This is a genomic window from Streptomyces sp. NPDC046379 (genome assembly GCF_055587785.1).
On sequence record NZ_JBVJFP010000008.1, the window covers coordinates 14,868 to 33,569 of the forward strand.

Sequence of the window (18,702 nt, forward strand, 5' to 3'; positions counted from 1 at the left end):
GTACCCGGCGGTGCGGGCCACGCCCTCGTCTCGTACCCGGCCGGTGCGGTTCGTGGGCTACTCGAACCGCGAGGTGTCGCCCGCCCCGCGCCGTACGATCTCCGCCTCGCCGCCGGAGAAGTCGATCACCGTGGTCGGCTCGGTCCCGCAGTCGCCGGAGTCGACCACGCCGTCGAGCGCGTGGTCGAGCCGGTCCTTGATCTCCCAGCCCTGCGTCATCGGCTCGTCCTCGTCGGGCAGCAGCAGCGTGCTGGACAGCAGCGGCTCGCCCAGTTCGGCGAGGAGGGCCTGGGTGACGACGTGGTCGGGGATGCGCACGCCGACCGTCTTCTTCTTCGGGTGCTGGAGCATGCGCGGCACCTCCTTCGTCGCGGGCAGGATGAACGTGTAGCTGCCCGGCGTCGACGCCTTGACCGCGCGGAACACGTCGTTGTCGACGCGAACGAACTGCCCCAGCTGGGCGAAGTCCTGGCACACCAGGGTGAAGTGGTGCCGGTCGTCCAGGCGGCGGATGGAACGGATCCGCTCGATGCCGTCGCGGCTGCCCAGCCGGCAGCCGAGCGCGTAGCAGGAGTCGGTGGGGTACGCGATCAGGGCGCCGGAGCGGACGCTGTCGGCGATCTGGCCGATGGTGCGCGGCTGGGGGTTGTCGGGGTGCACGTCGTAGTACTTCGCCATCCGCCGAGCTTATGCCGTGGGCGGGGGTGCGGCGCGGAGGGTCCTGAGCCGGGTGCTCCGGTGGGCATTCTCCTGCGGTCACAGTCGTCCCGCGGTCACGGTTGTCCGGCCGCGCACTCCCCGGTCGGGGCGCCTCGGTCGCGGATTGCCGGCGGGAGCGCCCCGGCCGGCGGATCCTGAAGTGCCTCGCTTGACATACCTATGTTTCCATACTTTATTCTGGGCGCATGTCCTCCGCCCGTGGGCCCCGTAGCGACGCCGACCGCGCGGCCTTTGAACTCGCGGCGCTGCTGCCCGCGCTGCACCGGGCCCTGGACCGGCGGATCGCGCAGGACTTCCCGCACCCCAAGCCGCCGGAGGCGCAGCTCGCGCTGCTCCGGTTCGTCGGCCGGCGGGAGGGCGCGACCGTGCGCGAGGCCGCCGAGGCACTGCTGATGAAGCCCAACAACGTCAGCGCCCTGGTCACCCAGCTCACCGAGCGCGGACTGCTCGAACGCCGGCAGGACAGTGCCGACAAGCGGGTCGCCCACCTCTACCCGACCGCGACTGCCCGCGCGCACCTCGCCGAGGTGCGGCGCCTGCAGGAGAGCCACCTGCGCGGGGCCCTGGTCGCGCTCACCGACGGGGAGCTGGACGCCCTCGGCTCCGCGCTCGGCGCCCTGCAGTCCCTGACGCGCGCGCTGCACCCCGCGGCCCACTGACCGCGCTCACGCCACCCGCCCCGACGCGGTCGGCGTGAGCGTCGCCGGTGCGCGCCCGCGGGCCCACCGCCGCTCCTCTCCCGCGACGGACCGCGCGCCCGCCACCCGCCGTCCCCTCCCGGGTTCTCCCGCGTTCTCCAACGACGGACGCCGCGCCCCTGTGTCCGCCCGCGCGCCCGTCGTCGTCACCTCACACGAGACAAGGCCTTCCCTCCATGCCGTCCACCCCCGTGGATCAGCCGTCCCCCGCCACCCCCGCACCCACACCCGTCCCCGCCCCGGAGTCCGGTCGCCGGGCCAACGCCTGGCTCAGCCTGGTCGCGGTCGCCTTCGGCCTGTTCATGGTGCAGCTCGACGGTTCCGTCGTCGCCATCGCCAACCCCGAGATCGGCCGCGACCTCGACGCCTCCTCCGCCGACCTGCAGTGGGTGACCAACTCCTACCTGCTCGCCCTCGCCGCCAGCCTCATCCTGGGCGGCAAGCTCGGCGACCGCTTCGGCCGGCGCACCCTCTACCTCGCCGGCGTCGCCGGATTCGTCGTCACCTCCGTCGCCATCGGCCTGTCCGGCTCCATCGAGGGCGTCATCCTCTTCCGCGCCCTCCAGGGACTGTTCGGCGGACTGCTGGTGCCCAACACCCTCGGCATCCTGCGCACCGTCTTCCCGCCCCGGAAGTTCGGCATGGCCGTCGGCATCTGGGGCATGGTCTCCGCCGTCGCCACCGCCCTCGGCCCCATCGTCGGCGGACTGCTGGTCGAGCACGTCAACTGGGAGACCGTCTTCTACATCAATGCCCCCATCGGCGTCGCCGCCCTCGCCTTCAGCGCCTACGTGCTGCCGGCCGCCCGCAGCGCCGGGAAGCCTCAGCGGTTCGACATCCCCGGCGTCGTCCTGCTCGCCGCCGGACTGCTCGCCGTGGTCTTCGGCGTGGTCAAGGGCGAGACCTGGGGCTGGACGTCGCCGGGCACCTGGGGCGCGATCGGCGCCGGTCTGGTGATCATGGGTGTGTTCGGCCGGCACGAGACGCGGGTCGCCCATCCGCTGCTGCCGATGCGGCTGTTCCGCAGTCCCGCGCTGACCTTCGGCACGATCGTCACCGCCCTGAACTTCTTCGTGCTGCTCGGCGTGATCTTCTTCGTCATGCTCTACCTCCAGAACGTGCGCGGCTTCACCCCCGTGGAGGCGGGCGTGCGCACCCTGCCCTTGAGCCTGGCCTCCCTGGTCGCCTCCCCGCTGGGCGCGGCCGTCACCGCGCGCTTCGGCGCCCGGGTCGCCATGCCCGTCGGGTTGCTGCTCCAGGCCGCCGCCTGCTTCGGCATGCTCTCCTGGCAGACCGACTCCTCCTACGCCACCATGTGGCCGCCGTTCATCGCCCTCGGCCTCGGCGTCGGCATGGTGCTGTCGGCCGCATCGGACGCGATCGTCGGCAACGCCCCCGTGCGTGACGGCGGCGTCGCCGGCGGGCTGCAGGCCACCGCCCTCCAGGTCGGCGGCGCCCTCGGCACCTCCGTACTGATCTCCGTGATCAGCGGCAACGCCGGCTCGTCGCTGACCCGGGAACTCACCGGCGCCGGAGTACCCCCGGCCGTGGCGCAGGGTCTCGCCGAGGCCAAGGACGCCGTCGCCATGGGCATTGCGCCCGTCTCCGCCGACATGCCCGCCGCGCTGCGCGCCGCCGTCGTCGAGGGCAGCGGCCAGGCCTTCGTGAACGGCATGCACGCGGCCGCCGTGCTCACCGGCGTCCTGTGTCTGCTGGGCGCGGTGCTCGCCGCCGTCGGCGTACGGCGGACGGCCGACGCGCACGACTGAGGCGCCGGCGTGCGGGGGAGGGGCGGCGCGGACGCCTGAGTGGCCGATATGCGGGGGAGGCCCGGCGAGCGCGACCGAGCCGCCCGCGTACGGCGTACGGCGAAGTTCGGCATGCGCCACCGCGCCGCCGCCACACCGTGCCGGGTCCGCCCGCCGGCCTCTCCTCGGGGCGGCGGGCGGCGCCCGTCCCGCCGCCCGGGTCCGGGATGCCGTACGACGTCCAGGCTGCCGGAAGCCACCGGGGGCATCCCGCACGATTGGGGTAACGTCCCCGAACCGGCGCGCCCGCGACGGCGGGCGCCGCGAGACGAGGGAGGCTGGGCCGACGTGGCCGGCACACAGGACGAGGGCCGTCGCGCGGACGAGGCGGACGGCGCGGACCCGGCGTGGGCACGGGAACTGCTCGACCATCTCAGGCCGTCCGGGCGGGACGTCGGCAGACTCGTCGACTGGCTCGCCTCCGCCGCCGGCGCCGAGGTGTCGCTGCGGGACGGCGCCGGCGCCGTCCTCGCCGGCGGCGCGCTGCCCCTCGACGACGATCTGGTCGCCGACCTGCGCACCGGCCGGATCGCCTCCGCCGCGCTCCAGGACGGCGGACGCCATGTGCGGCTGGTCCGCGTCGACGTGCCCCGGTCCACGTCGGCCGGCGTGCTGGCCGTCGCCCGCCCCGCACCCTTCGACCGGCGCACGTCCGACATGGTCGCCCACACCGCCGCAGTCGCAGAACTGCTGCTGCGCGCCCGTGAGTCCACCGCGGCCGGACACCGGCTGCGCCGGGCGACGGCCGACCTGCGCCTGGCGATCCTGCAACTGCTCATGGTCGAGGACACCGTCGCCGCCCGCCGCGTCGCCGCCGGACTGTGGCCAGGACTGCTCGACACCGACACCGCCTGCGTCTACGTCGCCGAGAGCAGCCCCGAGGAACGCGACCGGCTCGCCGAGGAGTGCCTGACCGCCACCGCAGAGCAGGCCCTGGTCGTGCGCTGCCCGGCCGTCGACGGCCACGTCATCGTGGTCGCCCCCGGCGAGGCCGCCGCCTCCCGGCTGCGGACCCTGGTCGGAGGACGCCCCGGCGTCTTCCTCGGCGGCAGCGCCCCGCACAGCCTTGCCCGCACCGCCACCGCCTACGGGCAGGCCGTCAGCGCCCTGGCCGTGGCCCACTTCCGCCCCGACAAGGCCGCGGTCTACGCCGAACGCACCCACCCCGAACTGCTCATCGACCCGGCCGCACTGCACGCCTGGACCCTCGGCGTGCTGCGGCCCCTCGACACCCTGCCGCACCACACCCGTGCCGAACTCCTCGCCACCACCCGGCTCGGCCTGGAGTTCACCGCCGTCAACGCGGCCAAGATCCTCGGCGTCAGCCGCAACACCGTCCGCGCCCGGACGGAACGCGTCGAGACCCTGCTGGGCGCCGACCTGACCGACCTCACCGCCCGGGCCGCCGTTCACCTGGCCCTCAACACCCAGGCCGCCCTCGCCGAACTCCCCGCCCGCCACGCCGCCGCGCCCCCGCTCACCGACCTGCTCGCCGGACCCGCCCTGCGCGCCTGGGCCGGCGAACTGCTCGGCCGCCTCGACACCGACGGCCGCGACCTGCGGCGCACCCTGCGCACCTGGATCGCCGCCGGCGCCAATGCCGAACGCGCCGCCCAGCTCCTCGGCGTCCACGCCCAGACCGTACGGGAGCACGTACGCAGCGCCGAACCCGTCCTCGAACACCAGCTCCTGGCCGGCGGCAGCGACCTGTACGAGATCGTCCTCGCCCACCTCGCCCTCGGCGACCTCGACCCACCCGCCCTGCACGGGGCGAATCCGGACCATCCGGACTCACCTGTGCACGGATGAGTCCCCAGTCCGCCGCGACGGGCACGGACGCGATTCACAACCGATCCGGCCTGCACGTAGGTTCGAGCCAGCCGCGAGGGCGCGACCGGCACGGGGGACCGGTCGGCGCCTCGCGGCTTTCCCGTTTCCGCACGTCAGCGCGTACGTCACGGTGTACGTGTGCCGTACGGGCGGACGGGTACCCGTGCGCCAGGACATATCGGAACGAGGCCGACGCACGGAGGAGGCCCGCATGACCAGCAGCACGGAGACCGGCGGCGTTACCGGCACCCAGGACAAGGACTACAACCTCATCTGGTACGTCGAGGCGTGCCTGAGCAACGCGCTCCGCCTGGAGAGCTACATCCAGGACGCCGAACGCCAGAAGGACACCGAGGTGGCGGACCTGTTCCGCAAGGCCCAGGCGGACAGCCGCAAGGGCGCCGAACTGGGCAAGGAACTGCTGCGCTCCCGGCTCAGCGGCGGCTGACCAGGCCTTGTCGAAGGCGCGGCCCGGATTCGGCGTGACGACGCCGAATCCGGGCCGTTGCCCGTCCCGCCCGGGTCCGTCGGCCGTCCCTTCCCTGTCCGCGGCACGTCGCGGCGGCGGGTGCTGCTGTCCGTGGTCCGTCACGGCAGGGGCTGCTCCGCCCAGATGACCTTGCCGCCCGGCAGATAGCGCGTCCCCCAGCGTTCGGCCAACTGGGCGACGAGGAACAGGCCCCGCCCGCCCTCGTCGGTCATCGCCGCGTACCGCAGATGCGGCGCGGTGCTGCTGCTGTCGAACACCTCGCAGATCAGGCTCCGGCCGCGCAGCAGCCGCACCCGGATCGGCGCGCCCCCGTACCGGATCGCGTTGGTGACCAGCTCGCTCAGGATCAGCTCCGTCCCGAACGTCTGCTCCTGCAGGCCCCACTCGGTCAGCCGCCGTGTGACCGACGCCCGCACCCGGGCCACGGCCGCCGGGTCGGACGGTACGTCCCAGTCGGCGACCCGCTCGGGGCCCAGCGTCCGGGTGCGCGCGACGATCAGCGCCACGTCGTCGCTCGGCCGGGCCGGCAGCCGGGAGTCGAGCACCGCCCGGCAGGTCTCCTCCGGTGAGGGCCCCGCATGCTCCAGCGCGGCCCGCAGCAGCTCGAGACCCTCGTCGATGTCCCGTGCCCGGTCCTCGACCAGCCCGTCGGTGTACAGCACGATCCGGCTGCCCTCCGGCACCTCCACGTCGGCCGTCTCGAACGGCAGCCCGCCCAGCCCCAGCGGGGGACCGGCGGGCACGTCCAAGAACTCCACACTGCCGTCCGGCCGCACCAGCGCCGGCGGCGGATGCCCCGCGCGGGCCAGCGTGCAGCGCCCGGTCACCGGGTCGTACACGGCGAACAGACAGGTCGCGCCCGTCACCGGCGCCCGGGCGCCCTCCGCCGCCTCGTCCTGGTCGATGCGCGCGACCAGTTCGTCCAGGAGCCCGAGCAGTTCGTCGGGCGCCGGGTCCAGGCCGGAGAAGTTGTGCACCGCAGTGCGCAGCCGGCCCATCGTGGCCGCCGCGTGCAGCCCGTGCCCGACCACGTCGCCCACCACCAGCGCCACCCGGGCCCCGGACAGCGGCAGTACGTCGAACCAGTCGCCGCCCACCCCGGCCTGCGCGGGCAGATACCGGTAGGCGATCTCCAGCGCATCCTGCTCGGGCAGCCGCCGCGGCAGCAGACTGCGCTGGAGGGTGACGGCCATGGTGTGCTCGCGGGTGTAGCGGCGGGCGTTGTCGATGGACACCGCCGCGCGGGTGACCAGCTCCTCCGCCAGGGTCAGGTCGTCCGCGTCGAAGGGGTCCGGGTTGTCGGAGCGCCAGAAGTTGACCAGGCCGAGGATGAGCGAGCCGGCCCGCAGCGGGGCGGTGATCAGTGAGTGGATGCCGTACTCCAGCACCGCCGCCGTCCGCTCCAGGTCCTGCGCCTGCCAGCCCGGCGCGTCCGCGAGCCGGGTCTCCACCGTCGCCCGGCCGTCCTCCAGGCTGCGGGCCTGCGGCGACGACGCCACGAAGTCGATCCGCCGGCCCAGCGGGTACAGCGGCGGATCGTCCCGCACCCCCGCGAAGGCCGTCCGGCGCAGCTCCGTCCCCGCCTGCGGCTGCTCACCGCCGAGCACCGCGTCGAACAGGTCCACGGTCACGAAGTCCGCGAGCCGGGGCACGGCCAGCTCCGCCAGCTCCTGCGCCGTCCGGGTCACGTCCAGGCTGGTGCCGATACCGATCCCGGCGGCGTACAGCATGTCCAGCCGCTCCCGCGCCACCTCGGCCCGCCCGGACAGCGCCCGCAGCTCGGTGGAGTCGCGCAGGGTGGCGACGCTGCCGCGCGGGCCGCCGCGCAGATGCGTCGGCCGCTGATTGACCGCCAGCAGGCGGTCCTTGACCCGGTGCACCTCGTCCGTGGCCACCCGGCCCGACGCCAGCAGCTCCGCCGTGCCCGGCTCCAGGCCCAGGTCGCGCACATGGCGGCCCTCGGCGTCGCCGGGCAGCCCGAGCAGCCGGCGCGCCTCGTCGTTGGCGAGCAACAGAACGCCGTCGCCGTCGAGGATCAGCACGCCTTCCCGGACGGCGTGCAGCACCGCGTCGTGGTGCTCGTACATCCGGGTCATCTCGCGCGGACCGAGGCCGCGGGTCTGCCGCAGGAGCCGTCGGCTCACCAGGGCGGTGCCCCCGGTGGCCAGGGCCAGTGCGCCGGCCGCGGTGATCAGCACCAGCGGCAGCTGCCGGTTCGCCGCCCCGCCGACGTGCTCGGTGGTGATGCCGGCCGAGACCAGGCCCACCACCGACCCGTTGGTGGCCCTGATCGGCACCGTCGCCTGCACCAGCGGTCCGATGGTCCCGGTGATCTGCTCGACGACCGGACGGCCGGCCAGCGGGTCCTCCAGGGTGCCGACGAAGCGTTTGCCGATGCGGTCGGTGATCGGATGTGTGTAGCGGATGCCGTCGGTGTTCATCACGACGATGAAGTCCACCTTCGCCGCCTTGCGTGCGGCCTCCGCCCGGGGCTGGAGCAGGGCCGTCGGATCCGGCTCCCGCAACGCCTCCCGGATGCCGGGCCCGTTGGCGAAGGTCTCGGCGACGGCGAGGGAGCGGTTGCGGGCCTCCCGCTCGCTGTCGCTGCGGCCCTGGAGCACGAGCGCGGCGACGGCCACGACGACCAGCAGGAGCACGATGACGACCTGGAGGACGAAGACCTGCCCGGCGATGTTCCGCCCGCTGAGGACCGACCGCACCGACTCGGCGGGACTCCACCGCCCGCCGTCCCCGGCCTGCCGTTCGCGCGCACCGAGCGGACGGGCCGGCGCCCGTTCGGCGCGCGCTGCCTCGTCGGGACGGAGGGACCGAGTCCGGGATCGAGCCCATTGCCGGACCATGTGCCCTGTTTACACTCCCCGGGCCCGACGGGCGAGGCGAGGCGAGCCGCCGCCCTCGGCGAGGGGCGGACGGGCGGTCGGAGCACCGCTCTCCACCTGGCACAAGGCTCTCTGCCCGGAGCATCGCTCTCCGTCTGGAGCGTGGCTCTCCGTGGAGCACCGCTCTGCTCCGTGAACGCCGCTCTGCTCCATGAACGCCGCTCTGCTCCATGAACGCCGCTCTGCGCCGTGAACGCCGCTCTGCGCGGCGAGTACCGCTCTGCGCCGCGAACATCGCTCTGCCCCAGAGCCCCGCTCCGCGCGCCCGTCACCGCCACGACGGCCGAACTGGCCGAGCCCCGCGGCAGGACCACGCGCGTCCGTCAGAGGGCCCGCAGCGTGCGCTTGGCCAGTTCGAAGGCCGGGAGCATCGCCTCGTGCTCCTCGTCGTCCATCCCGCCGAGGTGCAGGACCACCGGGCCGTCCGGGGTCGTCACCGCGAGGGCTCTTTCCTTCTTGGGCTCGTCCGAGAACTCGTGCGCGTAGAGGTACGACACCTCCGCGCCGACGAGGCCGTCCGCATCGAGGGCGCGGTACTTCTCCCGGCTCGCGCCCTTCCCGGCCTCGACGAACGCCTCCAGCACCGCGCGGGCGTCGTCGTCACCCGGCTTGCCGGTCCACACGCGCAGGAAGCCGATGTGCCCGGCGGGCTTGGCGTTCACCTCACAGGCGGCCGTGACGGGTCCCTGCCGCAGGACGGCGTCCACGACCTCCGGGTCGGCCTCCTCCCACGCCGAGGTGTCGACGGGCGACGCCTCCCACTTGGCGGCGATGTCGAAGGTGACCGGCAGCTCGCAGGCAGAACCCGCCACCCCGATCGCGCCGCCGCTCTCGGCGGCCCCGTCCGGGCCGTTCCCGGCCGCCGAATCACTGGCCGAGGCACTCGCCGAAGCACTCGGCGACGCGCTCGCCGCGGCCCCGGCGCCCTCGCCCGCCCCCTCGGCGCAGCCCGTCAGCAGCCCCGCGGCCAATGCCGCGCCGGCCAGCCCTCGCCCCGTCTTCCCCGCCCCGACCAGCACTTCGGTGTCTCCTCCCGGTTGTGGCCGGAACTGTATCCGACGCCGTCGGCGGCGCTCACAGCGCCAGGCAGGCCCGGGCCGCCGCCACGGCCTGCACCGCGTACGAACGCCCGAACAGCGCCGCGTGCACCAGCAGCGGGAAGAGCTGATGCAGTGGGATGCGGTCCCGCCGGCCGGGCGCGAGCGGGGCCGTGTCCTCGTAGCCGTCGAGCACCGCGTCGAGGTGGGGGCAGCCGAAGAGGGCGAGCATCGCCAGGTCGGTCTCCCGGTGTCCGCCGTGCGCCGCCGGGTCGATGACCCGGACGTGCCCGTCGGAGCCCCAGAGCACGTTGCCGTTCCACAGGTCACCGTGCAGCCGTGCGGGCGGCTCGGCGGGACCGGCCAGACCGGGCAGCCGTACGCACACATCCTCGACGAGCCGTGCCTCGGCCGGGCTCAGGGTGCCCGCGTCGACGGCGTCGCGCACGTACGGGAGCACCCGGTGCTCGGCGTACCACGCGGGCCATTCCGTGCCGGCGGCGTTGCGCATCGGGGCCACTCCTATGAAGGCTTCCCGGGGGCCGCCCGGCGGTGGTGCGCCGAACGCCGGCGCCCCGGCGGCGTGCAGGGCGGCCAGGTCCCGCCCGAACCGGAACGCGGCTCCCGCGTCGGGCGGGCCCACCGGGACCAGGCCGGTCACCAGCCACCGTTCGTCGTGCCCGTGCACCCGGGGCACCCGCACCGCCCCCGCCTCGCCCAGCCAGCGCAGCCCCGCGGCCTCCGCGCGCACCGCCTCCGGGGCGTCGTGCTCCTTCACCATCACCGCCGGCCCGCCGTCGAGGACGACTTCGGCGAGCGCCCCGGACCGCGGCCGCACCTCGCGCGCCGCCCGTCCGGTGATCCGGGCCGCCACCGCCCCGGGCCCCTGGTCATTCGTCCGCACGGCGTTCACCGTACGGCAGCCGGGACGGGCGTGGCACGGGCGCACGGGAGCACCGCTTGCCGTATCGGCAAAGACGGTTGTCGTCCGGGCGGCTTCCGGCGGAGGCTCGGACGCAGAGCGGCGAACGACGCAGCCACGACACCGCAGCCACGACACCACAGCCCATGAACGACGCAGCCAACGACACCGCACCGCCCGTCACCCGAGGAGCCGTCATGCCCGCACACCCCCTGCCCACCCCGCCCGCCGACTTCTGGGAGGCCCGCTACCGCGACTCCGACCGCGTCTGGAGCGGACGCCCCAACGAACTCCTCGTGCGCGAGGTGGCCCACCTCGCCCCGGGCGCCGCCCTCGACCTGGGCTGCGGAGAGGGCGCCGACGCGGTCTGGCTGGCGTCCCGCGGCTGGCGCGTCACCGGTGTCGACATCTCGCCCACCGCCCTCGAACGCGCCGCCCGGCACGCCGCCGAGGCCGGTGTCGCCGACCGCACCGCCTGGGAACGGCACGAACTGGGCGAGTCCTTCCCCGAGGGCGTCTTCGACCTGGTGAACGTCCAGTACCTGCAGTCCCCGGTGCCCCTGGACCAGCGGGCCGTCCTGCGCAGCGCCGCCGGCGCCGTCGCCGAGCACGGCACCCTGCTCGTCGTCATGCACGCCGGCTGGCCGTCCTGGCAGACCGAGCCGCCCTTCGACGCCGACTTCCCGACCCTGGACTCGCTCCTGGCGGAGCTGGCGCTGCCCGAGGACGCCTGGATCGTGGAGACCCGGGAGACGGTGCGCCGCCCGAGCCTGTCCCCGGACGGCGAGCAGGGACACCGGGACGACCACGTCTGGCGCGTTCGCCGCGCCTGACGCGTGTCCACGGCGGCCCTGCCCGGGTCGGTGCGTGCCTGATCCGCGTTCCGCTCTGTCACGTCCCTCACCGTCCAGCGCCGGTTGGCCCCCGAGTGGGCGGCCAGGTGGTGTCGTTCACCGTGACCAGCCGGTCGCCGGCTTGACGAACTCCCGGGTGACGAAGTTGCCGATGGAGGCCGGCACGAGGTCGGGGGAGAGGGAGCTGGGCAGCGACAGACCGGGCCTCTCGTCGAGGTCGCCGACGAGGCCGAAGCGGGTGCTGTGCATGAAGCCCCACATCAGGCTGGCGACGACGGCGGGCACCGCATGGGGCAGGAGGATCGAGATGAGGGAGAAGCGCGTGCCGTGGAGGCGGCAGCTGTCCAGGGCGGGCGCCACCGGCAGGGCGATGCCCAGCATTGATCGGCACCCGGACGCACAGGAACAGGGAAGGCCGGCCGAGCGCCGCCCAGAAGTTCTCGTCAGTTCTCGTCCTCCAGCGCCTGCCGGTGGTTGTCGGGCAAGATGCGCCAGGAGGGCGCCGAACGCGGCACGACCCTCGTGCCGACGCGCCTGGTGGAGCGGGCGAGCACCGCCCCGCCGCCCCGCTCGCGGCCGGGCAGCGGCTGACCGAGAGGCGCCCGGGGCCGCCCCGGCCGGCTCGCCCACCCGGGCGTCCCCCGGTGTGATCCCCGCCGGCCGCGGGAACTCGGCGGCCATGAAAGAGCAGGCAGACACCCACGGGTCGTACTGGCTCGACACCGTTCCGCCCGGCGACCCGGCCCCCGCGCCGGACGGCGACGTCGAGGCCGACGTCGCCGTCGTCGGCGCCGGCATCGCCGGGCTGAGCACCGCCTGGGAGCTGACCCGGCGCGGGCACGGCGTCGTCGTGCTGGAGGCCGACCGGATCGCCGCCGGGGTCACCGGCCACACCACCGCCAAGCTCAGCGCACAGCACACCCTGATCTACGACCGGCTGCGCCGCACCCGGGGACCCGAGGGGGCACGGCTGTACGCCCGCTCCCAGACGGAGGCCGTCCGGCACGTCGCCCGTACCGCCGAGGAACTCGGCATCGACTGCGACTGGGAGGACGCGGCGTCCTACACCTACGCGCAGGGCCGCCGCCGGATCCCGGAGCTGATGGCCGAGGCGGAGGCGGCGCGGGAGGCGGGGCTGCCCGCCGAGTTCGTCACCGAGACCGACCTGCCCTTCCCGGTGGCCGGCGCGGTCCGGGTGGCCGACCAGGCGCAGTTCCACCCGCGCAAGTACCTCATGGGCCTGGCCGACGCGATCCGGCAGGCGGGCGGGCGGTTCCACGAGGGCACCCGCGTCGTGGGGCTCAGCGAGGGCGAGCCGTGCGTGCTGACCACCGAGAGCGGCGTACGGGTGCGCGCCCGGAAGGTCGTGGTGGCGACGCACTACCCGGTCTTCGACCGCGCGCTGCTCTTCGCCCGGCTCTCGCCCCGCCGCGAACTGGTCGTCGCCGCCCCCGTCGAGGCGGCCCGGGCGCCGGAGGGCATGTACATCACGCCCGAGCACCGCACCCGCTCGGTGCGCACCGCGCCGTACGGCGACGGCCGGCGGCTGCTCATCGTCACCGGCGAGCACCTCACGCCCGGTGCCGGCGAGGACGTCGAGGAGCGGTTCGCCACCCTCACCGGCTGGGCCCGGCGCAACTTCGGCGAGCTGGACGTCACCCACCGGTGGGCCACCCAGGACAACGACTCCACCGACACCGTCCCGCTGGTGGGCCCGATGCCGCCGACGAGCCGGCACGTGTACGTCGCCACCGGGTTCGGCGGCTGGGGCATGAGCGGCGGCGTCATGGCGGGTCTGCTGCTCGGCGAGCTGATCGACGGCGGGAAGCCGCCGTGGAGCGACCTGTACGACCCGCGCCGGATCACACCCGTCCTGCGCCAGGGCGGGCAGTTCCTCCAGCACCAGGCGAAGGTCGCCCGGCACTTCGTCGGCGACCGGCTGCCCGCGCTGCACAAGCCGTCCCTCGACGACATCGCCCCGGGCGACGGAGCGGTCCTGCAGGTCAACGGCCGGCGCTGCGCGGTCCACCGGGACGAGGACGGGACGCTGCGGGCGCTGTCCGCGCGCTGCACGCACATGGGCTGCATCGTGTCGTTCAACCGGGCGGAGCAGGCGTGGGAGTGCCCGTGCCACGGGTCCCGCTTCGCCCCGGACGGCAGCGTCGTCCAGGGCCCGGCGGTGCGGCCGCTGGAGCAGCGCGACCTGTGAGCGCGCCGACGGCGAGCGGGTGTCCCGCTCGCCGTCGCCGTCGTGCGGTGGATCAGATGCCGCAGCTGGGAGCCGACCAGTACTGGCTGCTGCGGTGGTCGACGTGGGTGTGGTCGTTGTGGCCGGGGTAGCCCGGGCCGAGGATGCCCCGGAAGCCGTGGTTGCGCGCCTGCTTGGCCAGGGTGCACAGGGAGTGCGGGCCGGCCCCGAGGTCGACGCCGTCGCCGTAGAGGTGACGGCTGTCGCTCGCGCCGCCGACCGCGCTGTTGCAGGAGTAGGACCGGAAGCCGCTGGTGACGGTGATCGGCTGGTCGCCCAGCGCGTGCCGCAGGGCCTCCAGCTTCCACATGGCGCGCAGCGCGTTCGCCTTGGCGGCCGAGGCGCTGACCGCTCCGCCCGACCAGGTCGAGTTGCAGCGGTTCAGCTCGCTGTAGGAGAAGTGGATCGGGGTGCAGTCGTCGTCCTGCAGCGCGTACAGCTTGTTGTAGGTGTTGGTGCCGGCGACGCCGTCGGCGACCAGCCCGTACGCCGACTGGAAGCGCTTGAGGGCCGCCGCGGTGGCCGGCCCGAACTCGCCGTCGACGGCGAGGACGGACCCGTAGCCCGGGTAGCCGCCGAGCCGGATCTGGAGCTGGGTGACGTCGGCGCCCGAGGAACCCTGCGACAGGGTGCGGGTCCAGGTGTAGCAGCCGTCCGCGTACGCGGAGCCCGCGGTGGCGAGACCGCCCAGCCACAAACCGGACGTGAGCATGACAATAGAGAGAATGAGGCGGACCGTGCGTTTCAACATAGGACCTCCATGCTGGGGGAGACGGCGCGGTGCTGCCGAGCGCGAAGGGTGTGTGACGCGCGTCAACCATGGGCTATGCGCCCGCGGGGGCGCAAGGGCGCGTGCTCCGGGACGGGTCGAACTTCCGGTGAACGGACGTGTCCCCCGTCCCGGGGCCGGGACGGGGGACCGCCTGACTGACCGGCCGCACGGGCCGGTCAGTCCCGCGCGACCAGCGACGGCGTGTCCGGCGTCAGCACCTCGCCGCGGAAGAAGGCGGGGCTGCGCCGCCGCATCACCAGCATGATCACCAGGCCGAGCGCCAGCAGGCCCACACCGATGACGAACACCGAGCCCACGCCGAGCACGGACGAACCGCTGCCGTAGGCCGGGTCCCACATGTCGACCAGCGTCTTGGCGAAGACGGCCGTCAGCAGCGCCCCGCCGAGGAGCGGGAAGACCCCCTTGAACAGCAGGTCCCGTCCCGAGCGCAGCAGCTCGCGGCGGAAGTACCAGGCGCAGGCGAAGGCCGTCAGGGCGTAGTAGAAGCAGATCATCAGGCCGAGCGCGTAGATCGTGTCGACCAGGACGTGCTCGCTGACCAGCGTCATCACCGTGTAGAACACGCCGGTCGCGACGCCCGCCACGACCGTCGCCCGGCCCGGCGTGCGAAAGCGCGGGTGCACGCGGGCGTACGACGCGGGCAGCGCCTCGTACGCCGACATCGCCAGGACGGTGCGGGCGACCGGGATAAACGTGGTCTGGAGGCTGGCCGCGGCCGACGCGAGGACGGCGACGAACAGCAGGATGCCGAGGCCGGGGCCCATCACCGGGCCGGCCAGCGCGGCGAAGACGTTGTCGGAGGTCTCCGGGTTGGCGAGGCCGAGCCCTTGGTCGCCGGCGCCCACGACCATCTGCGCGGCGACGCCGGTGGCCAGGTAGGAGCCGACCAGCACGACCATGGCGACCAGCGCGGCCCGGCCGGGGGTGCGGGTGCTGCCGCTGGTCTCCTCGTTGGCGGTCAGACAGGCGTCCCAGCCCCAGTACATGAAGATCGACAGCGACAGCCCCGCGGTGAACGCGGCGAACGACTGCACGGCGAACGGATTCAGCCACGACCAGGAGAACTCCGCCGACGTCGGGAAGTCCGCGCTTCCCGCCTTGCCGAACGCCATCGCCACGAAGACGGCCAGCACCAGCAGCTGCAGGCCCACCAGCGCGTACTGCACGCCCTTCGTCGCGGTCATGCCTCGATAGCTGATCACCGTGGCGATCGCGATCAGCGCGAGACAGGTGACGATGTGGACGGCCTTGTTCCCGTCCAGCGCGGCGACCGACGCGCTGCCGGTGATCTCACCGGCCAGAAGCCAGAAGTAGGACGTCGCGACCCCCGCCAGATTCGACAGCACGATGATCGTGGCGATCACCAGACCCCAGCCGCACATCCAGCCGAGCCGCGGGCCGAACGCCTTGACGGTCCAGGTGAAGGAGGTGCCGCAGTCCGGCATCACCCGGTTCAGCTCGCGGTAGGCGAAGGCGACCAGCAGCATCGGCAGGAAGCCCGCCAGGAACACGGCGGGCATCCGCACGCCGACCTCGCCCGCCGTGGAGCCCAGCGTGGAGGTGAGGCAGTACACCGGGGCCACGGTGGAGACGCCGATGACCGCGCTGCCCAGCAGGCCCACGGAGTTCCCGCTCAGGCCCTTGGCGCGCATGCCATCGGAGGGTGCGGCGTCACCTGCTTCTTCGGCCCCGGGCCGTGCGTCGAGCTGAGTCATGAACAGGACGTTAAGTCCTGCGGTTTCCGTGCCGACGAGGCTTCACCTTCACGCCCTCTGGAAGCCGCCGGTCGGTCATTCCATGGTTGGTCGACGATTCGGCCCTGCGATTCGAAGGGCATTGGGCGGTCGTGTGGGTGCCTTCCATGACTCATCGTGCGGCGTCCGATATTCGGTAATCGCAGCAGGGGTCGTTTTCGGCCAGTGGGAATCTGTCCTGTGATCCCCGTCACATTATCCGGTGCACCAGCTGCGTGGTCAGCTCGTAGCGGGCGCCGACGATCGCCAGCGCGCCCGTGGAGACGCGCGCGGCCAGATCCGGCTCCGCCGCCAACCGGGCCCGGATCGAACGGACGTTGGCGTCGATGGTGGCGTCGATCCGGGCGTCGCCCTCCACGGTGCGGTCGATGGCCGGGGCGATCTGCTCGGCCAGGTACTCGATGTGCGCCGGCAGCGACGCGCCGGTCTCGTCCGCCTCGACCGCGGCGCGCACCGCGCCGCACGACTGGTGTCCGAGCACGACGATCAGCGGTATCGCCAGCTCGAGGACTCCGTAGGCGACGCTGCCGAGCACGGCCTCGTCCAGCACCTCGCCGGCGGTGCGCACGGTGAGCAGATCGCCGAGCCCCTGGTCGAAGACCAGCTCGGGCGGGACCCGCGAGTCGACGCAGCCGAGCACGACGGCGAACGGATGCTGGCCGGAGGTGAGCGCCTGCCGCACGGCCGGCGTCTCGTCGGGGTGCTTCTCGTGGAAGGTGCGCCAGCGCAGATTGCCCCGCGCCAGCTCGCGCAGCGCCTCCTCGGGGGTGCCGGGCCGCGGGCGGGCGGCCGGGCCTGCGGAGGCGGGGGAGACGTCGAGGGACAGGGCGGCGCCGAGGGCCGCCGTGCCGGTGAGCGCGGCGCGCAGCAGAGTGCGGCGGGCGGCGGGGGCGGGGACGCGCGAGATGTGGTCGGGGGTCACGCGGTCGAAGGTATGACCGTGATCGTGCTCATGTGTTCGAGCTACCGAATCATGGTGCGGCATGGCCCTTTCATGGACCCCCGTTGAACCGCCCTTGACGCCCCCCAGCCCATTTCTTGGCCCGCCCCCGATCGCGGAGGTGACGGCCCGCGCACATGCGGAGGTGACGGCCCGCGCACACGCGGAGGTGACGGCACGCGCACATGCGGAGGTGACGGCCCGCGCACACGCGGAGGTGACGGCACGCGCATATGTGGCACCTGGCCGCAATGCGATGGATACGAGGACCACTGGAGGCGGCGCGCCGGGCGTGGGCCGTGCCGGGCCGGGAGCGGGACCTGGCCGTGCAGGCGCTGAAGGCCGCGTTCGCCGCCTGGCTGGCCTGGGCGGTGGCGGGCTGGTGGCTGGAGGCGCCGATGGCGTTCGTGGCGCCCTGGGTCGCGATCGTCCTGGTGGAGTCGACGGTGTACCGCTCCGTCGCGCACGGGCTCCAGCAGCTGGCCGCCATCGCCTTCGGCACCGCCGCGGCCACCGCGGGCGCGCTCGTCCTGGGCGGCGCCATGGCCGCCATGGCCCTGGTGCTCCCGGCGACCGTGCTGCTGGGCAACTGGCGGCAGCTGGGCAGCCAGGGCATCTACGCGGCCACGGGGGCGCTGTTCGTCCTCACCGGCGGCACCGTGAGCGTGATGACCTCGGCCGCCCGGATCGCCGAGGCCGCGTTCGGGGCGGCCGTCGGCATCGCGGTCAACGCGCTGATCCGGCCGCCGGTGTATCTGCGCAGCGCCGACGCCGCTCTCCAGGACGTGGCCGGCGAGGCCCACGGCATCCTGGAGTGCGTCGCTGACGGGCTGCGTGCGGGCGCCTGGGACGCCGAGCGGGCCAACCAGTGGCACGACCGGGCGCTCAGGCTCGGCCGGCTCGTCGACCAGGCCCGCTCCGCGATCGGCTGGAGTCGCGAGAGCCTGCGCGCCAACCCCCTGCGCCGCCGTTCCGCCCGCCCGCCCGGCCCGGGGTACGACGATGCCGTGCTCGTCCTCGACCACGTGGCCGTGCACACCGCCGGGGTCACCCGCACCGTCCGTGACGCCGCGGCCGAGGACCGGCCCGCCGCCCGGCCCGAGCCGGGCACCGTCGACCGGTACGCGGACTTCCTGCACCGGACCGCCGAGGCCATCCGCTGCTACGGCAGGACCCGCTTCGAGGCGGCGCCGGAGGCGGAGCTGAAGGACGCGGTCGCCGGGCTGGAGGACACGCTGGACGCTCTGCGCGCGCATCTGCCGGGCGCGGTCGGCGACGACCCCGAGGCCCTGGCCACCCACGGCGCGCTGCTGGCCCAGGCGCGCCGACTGGCCGAACAGTTCGTCAGAAGCGTGTGAATTAAATTGAATGGTTGATGGATTCGATTGAAGTGTTGATATTACGCAAATCAATCAAAGGAATTTCGGGTGTTTTGTAATTGATTGGAGGGATGTGGCTACGCGGTTGGCTGGAAGTGATGACACACATCAAAGGAGATGGTGACATGTCAGCCACCGAGAGGATCACGGACGACGTGATCCGCGTCCAGGACACGGACGTGGAGGCGATCCTCGACCCGGCAGAGGCCGACGGCGTCTTCCGCGACAGCCGCGAGTGCCTCGCGCTCGCCGTGGCGGGCGGCAAGGGCTTCGTCCTGGCGTCCCCGCCGACCCCCCGCCCGAAGAAGGGCTGACCGGATCGACAGGAG

Annotated in this window: 15 protein-coding genes and 1 pseudogene; 8 read left to right on the top strand and 8 right to left on the bottom strand. The window is 73.7% G+C overall.

All coding sequences use genetic code 11. From position 1 onward, the window contains the following. Nucleotides 1–57: 57 nt before the first annotated feature. Entirely contained in the window at nucleotides 58–678 is a 621-nt protein-coding gene (locus tag ACZ6KF_RS15790) for an L-threonylcarbamoyladenylate synthase (protein WP_356633966.1), read from the bottom strand. A 227-nt stretch (nucleotides 679–905) separates the two neighbouring features. Between ACZ6KF_RS15790 and ACZ6KF_RS15795 the strand changes: the two genes are divergently transcribed. From ACZ6KF_RS15795 to ACZ6KF_RS15810, 4 genes are all read left to right on the top strand, one after another. Next, nucleotides 906–1,379: a MarR family winged helix-turn-helix transcriptional regulator gene (locus ACZ6KF_RS15795; protein WP_469238749.1), complete on the top strand. Its 474-nt coding sequence runs from the start codon at nucleotides 906–908 to the stop codon at nucleotides 1,377–1,379. 215 nt (nucleotides 1,380–1,594) lie between these two features. Further along, a complete protein-coding gene (locus ACZ6KF_RS15800; protein ID WP_469159327.1) occupies nucleotides 1,595–3,187 on the top strand; it encodes a DHA2 family efflux MFS transporter permease subunit in 1,593 nt (530 codons plus the stop codon). A gap of 327 nt (nucleotides 3,188–3,514) precedes the next feature. Beyond that, the gene (locus tag ACZ6KF_RS15805; RefSeq protein WP_356633960.1) at nucleotides 3,515–5,035 is read left to right on the top strand and encodes a helix-turn-helix domain-containing protein; all 1,521 of its coding nucleotides are present in this window, start codon (nucleotides 3,515–3,517) and stop codon (nucleotides 5,033–5,035) included. Nucleotides 5,036–5,267: 232 nt separating this feature from the next. Next, nucleotides 5,268–5,504 (top strand): hypothetical protein, encoded by a 237-nt coding sequence (locus ACZ6KF_RS15810; RefSeq protein WP_356633958.1) that lies wholly within the window; start codon nucleotides 5,268–5,270, stop codon nucleotides 5,502–5,504. Nucleotides 5,505–5,644: 140 nt separating this feature from the next. On the opposite strand, the gene ACZ6KF_RS15815 is transcribed toward ACZ6KF_RS15810, so the two are convergent. The 3 genes from ACZ6KF_RS15815 to ACZ6KF_RS15825 form a co-directional block, all read right to left on the bottom strand. Continuing rightward, nucleotides 5,645–8,407 (bottom strand): SpoIIE family protein phosphatase, encoded by a 2,763-nt coding sequence (locus ACZ6KF_RS15815; RefSeq protein WP_469238751.1) that lies wholly within the window; start codon nucleotides 8,405–8,407, stop codon nucleotides 5,645–5,647. A 362-nt stretch (nucleotides 8,408–8,769) separates the two neighbouring features. Then, nucleotides 8,770–9,465, bottom strand: a complete 696-nt coding sequence (locus ACZ6KF_RS15820; RefSeq protein WP_469159325.1) for a lipoprotein — start codon at nucleotides 9,463–9,465, stop codon at nucleotides 8,770–8,772. A 55-nt stretch (nucleotides 9,466–9,520) separates the two neighbouring features. Further along, nucleotides 9,521–10,387, bottom strand: a complete 867-nt coding sequence (locus ACZ6KF_RS15825) for a fructosamine kinase family protein (protein ID WP_469238753.1) — start codon at nucleotides 10,385–10,387, stop codon at nucleotides 9,521–9,523. Nucleotides 10,388–10,602: 215 nt separating this feature from the next. On the opposite strand from ACZ6KF_RS15825, the gene ACZ6KF_RS15830 reads away from it, so the two are divergent. Next, on the top strand, nucleotides 10,603–11,238 hold the full coding sequence (locus ACZ6KF_RS15830) for a class I SAM-dependent methyltransferase (protein ID WP_356633950.1): 636 nt from the start codon (nucleotides 10,603–10,605) through the stop codon (nucleotides 11,236–11,238). A gap of 144 nt (nucleotides 11,239–11,382) precedes the next feature. Here ACZ6KF_RS15830 and ACZ6KF_RS15835 read toward each other — a convergent pair. Next, nucleotides 11,383–11,704, bottom strand: a pseudogene (locus ACZ6KF_RS15835) (sugar ABC transporter permease); the annotation flags it as partial. Nucleotides 11,705–11,938: 234 nt separating this feature from the next. On the opposite strand from ACZ6KF_RS15835, the gene ACZ6KF_RS15840 reads away from it, so the two are divergent. Next, nucleotides 11,939–13,468: an FAD-dependent oxidoreductase gene (locus ACZ6KF_RS15840; RefSeq protein WP_469238755.1), complete on the top strand. Its 1,530-nt coding sequence runs from the start codon at nucleotides 11,939–11,941 to the stop codon at nucleotides 13,466–13,468. Nucleotides 13,469–13,520: 52 nt separating this feature from the next. Here ACZ6KF_RS15840 and ACZ6KF_RS15845 read toward each other — a convergent pair whose 3' ends face one another. The 3 genes from ACZ6KF_RS15845 to ACZ6KF_RS15855 form a co-directional block, all read right to left on the bottom strand. Continuing rightward, complete coding sequence (locus tag ACZ6KF_RS15845) at nucleotides 13,521–14,258, bottom strand: D-Ala-D-Ala carboxypeptidase family metallohydrolase (RefSeq protein ID WP_469238757.1); 738 nt, start codon at nucleotides 14,256–14,258, stop codon at nucleotides 13,521–13,523. Between the two features lie 197 nt (nucleotides 14,259–14,455). Then, a complete protein-coding gene (locus ACZ6KF_RS15850) occupies nucleotides 14,456–16,015 on the bottom strand; it encodes an APC family permease (RefSeq protein ID WP_469159321.1) in 1,560 nt (519 codons plus the stop codon). A gap of 229 nt (nucleotides 16,016–16,244) precedes the next feature. Then, nucleotides 16,245–16,976, bottom strand: coding sequence for a carbonic anhydrase (locus ACZ6KF_RS15855; RefSeq protein ID WP_356633942.1), 732 nt, complete (start codon nucleotides 16,974–16,976; stop codon nucleotides 16,245–16,247). A gap of 269 nt (nucleotides 16,977–17,245) precedes the next feature. On the opposite strand from ACZ6KF_RS15855, the gene ACZ6KF_RS15860 reads away from it, so the two are divergent. Both ACZ6KF_RS15860 and ACZ6KF_RS15865 read left to right on the top strand, forming a co-directional pair. After that, complete coding sequence (locus tag ACZ6KF_RS15860; protein WP_469238759.1) at nucleotides 17,246–18,352, top strand: FUSC family protein; 1,107 nt, start codon at nucleotides 17,246–17,248, stop codon at nucleotides 18,350–18,352. 146 nt (nucleotides 18,353–18,498) lie between these two features. After that, nucleotides 18,499–18,687 (top strand): hypothetical protein, encoded by a 189-nt coding sequence (locus tag ACZ6KF_RS15865; protein WP_356633938.1) that lies wholly within the window; start codon nucleotides 18,499–18,501, stop codon nucleotides 18,685–18,687. Nucleotides 18,688–18,702: the final 15 nt, after the last annotated feature.

Bases quoted from the DNA above. Each gene is read 5' to 3' on its own strand.
- ACZ6KF_RS15790 (WP_356633966.1), bottom strand. From the start codon at position 678: ATGGCGAAGTACTACGACGTGCACCCCGACAACCCCCAGCCGCGCACC.
- ACZ6KF_RS15795 (WP_469238749.1), top strand. From the start codon at position 906: ATGTCCTCCGCCCGTGGGCCCCGTAGCGACGCCGACCGCGCGGCCTTT.
- ACZ6KF_RS15800 (WP_469159327.1), top strand. From the start codon at position 1,595: ATGCCGTCCACCCCCGTGGATCAGCCGTCCCCCGCCACCCCCGCACCC.
- ACZ6KF_RS15810 (WP_356633958.1), top strand. From the start codon at position 5,268: ATGACCAGCAGCACGGAGACCGGCGGCGTTACCGGCACCCAGGACAAG.
- ACZ6KF_RS15815 (WP_469238751.1), bottom strand. From the start codon at position 8,407: ATGGTCCGGCAATGGGCTCGATCCCGGACTCGGTCCCTCCGTCCCGAC.
- ACZ6KF_RS15830 (WP_356633950.1), top strand. From the start codon at position 10,603: ATGCCCGCACACCCCCTGCCCACCCCGCCCGCCGACTTCTGGGAGGCC.
- ACZ6KF_RS15840 (WP_469238755.1), top strand. From the start codon at position 11,939: ATGAAAGAGCAGGCAGACACCCACGGGTCGTACTGGCTCGACACCGTT.
- ACZ6KF_RS15845 (WP_469238757.1), bottom strand. From the start codon at position 14,258: ATGTTGAAACGCACGGTCCGCCTCATTCTCTCTATTGTCATGCTCACG.
- ACZ6KF_RS15850 (WP_469159321.1), bottom strand. From the start codon at position 16,015: ATGACTCAGCTCGACGCACGGCCCGGGGCCGAAGAAGCAGGTGACGCC.
- ACZ6KF_RS15860 (WP_469238759.1), top strand. From the start codon at position 17,246: ATGCGATGGATACGAGGACCACTGGAGGCGGCGCGCCGGGCGTGGGCC.
- ACZ6KF_RS15865 (WP_356633938.1), top strand. From the start codon at position 18,499: ATGTCAGCCACCGAGAGGATCACGGACGACGTGATCCGCGTCCAGGAC.